Origin of the sequence: Catenulispora sp. MAP12-49, assembly GCF_041262705.1 — a bacterium.
Lineage (GTDB): Bacteria > Actinomycetota > Actinomycetes > Streptomycetales > Catenulisporaceae > Catenulispora.
Window position 1 is genome coordinate 1 of the sequence record NZ_JBGCCP010000090.1, and the last position, 1,404, is coordinate 1,404.

Annotated in this window: 1 protein-coding gene; it reads right to left on the reverse strand. The window is 66.9% G+C overall.

Annotated elements, in window-relative coordinates; all coding sequences use genetic code 11:
- Positions 1–180: 180 nt before the first annotated feature.
- Positions 181–1,278, reverse strand: a complete 1,098-nt coding sequence (locus ABIA35_RS49400; protein ID WP_370346732.1) for an IS701 family transposase — start codon at positions 1,276–1,278, stop codon at positions 181–183.
- Between the last annotated feature and the right edge of the window lie 126 nt (positions 1,279–1,404).

Here is a 1,404-nt window from a genome sequence, read left to right on the forward strand (position 1 = left end):
CTAGTACTGCAGCCGCACTTGGTGGTTAGGGTGGGGTCTGGCCGCGTCGTCGGAAGTGGCTGCGTTGAGCGCGTTTTTGATGATGACGGCGCCAGATGCTCCAGCCGATTGTGAACAGCAGGTGCTGGGCCTGCGTGCCGATCCGGGTGAATAGGCGGCGGATCTCGGCCAGTGACAGGTCTACCAGCTCGTCACACCGGTCGGCCGCAGCCCCCTTTTCCGGGCGCGTTCGGCCGCACGGATCACAGTCAGGCAGGCGTGCGCGGCCATCGACAGCGTGATGTGCCGATACCAGGCGGTGTACTTGCGGACCTGGTATTGGTCCAGCCCGCACTCGTTCTTCGCGGTCTGGAAGCATTCCTCGATCGCCCACCGGGCCCCGGCGACCTCGACCAGCGTCTTCAACGTCGTGTTCGCCGGGCCGAAGCAGTGGTAGTAGGCGATCTCCCCGTCGGTGATCGACCGGCGGGCCAGCACCCAGCGCTTGCGGCCCGGGATGTCGCAGGGCACCGCGATCCGGATCCAGTCGTAGAAACGCTCACCGTGCGCACCAGTCCCGGCCGAGCGCCGGTGCCAGCGCCCGGCAGGCTGTGCGGCCACCAGGTCGGCCACCGACACCCCGCCGGGCGTGGACAGGTTCGTTGAGCGCGTCGCCATCACGAACGCCACATCCCGGCCAGCCATCCAGGCACGCAGCTCGGCGTTCTGGCCGAACGCCTCATCGGCGGTGGCCCAGGCGAACGGCACTCCGGCGTCCAGCGCGCGCTCAAGCATCGCCTGGAACTGCTTGGGTTTGGTGGCGAACTCGACGTCATCGCCGATCCCCGCAGCCCGGCAGCGGTCCCGGTCGGCGATCCAGGTGTGCTCCGGGATATACAGCTCCCGATCGATCAGGGTCCGGCCGTGCCGGGAGGCGTAGGCCAAGAAAGTGCCGATCTGACAGTTCTCGGTGCGCCCGGCAGTGCCGGAGTACTGCCGCTGCACCCCAGCCGACTCACGGCCCTTCTTCAAAAACCCGGTGTCATCGCCCACCAACACCGCCTCGGCATCACCAAGCCGCTCCACAACATACTCGCGCAGCCGGTCCCGGACCTCGTCGGCGTCCCAGACCGAGTCGTTCAACAGCCGCTGCATCCCATCCGGGACTGCCTCGCCGGCTTCCTCGGCCAAAGTCCAGCCGTTCTTCCGCTCCAACGGCGCCAACAGGCCCCACATGTAACGCAGGGCCCGCTGGCGGGGCTCCGACCTCAGGAACGAGTCGGCAAAACGCTCATGCATACACGCCAGCTCCGCATCCCAACCTTCGATGCGCTCCAGGACGTCGGCAGCAACCGCAACGTGATCCACACACCGCTAACGAGCAGCAACGCCACACGTCACAACAAGTGCGGCTGCAGTACTAGG

Bases quoted from the DNA above. Each gene is read 5' to 3' on its own strand.
- ABIA35_RS49400 (WP_370346732.1), bottom strand. From the start codon at position 1,278: ATGCATGAGCGTTTTGCCGACTCGTTCCTGAGGTCGGAGCCCCGCCAG.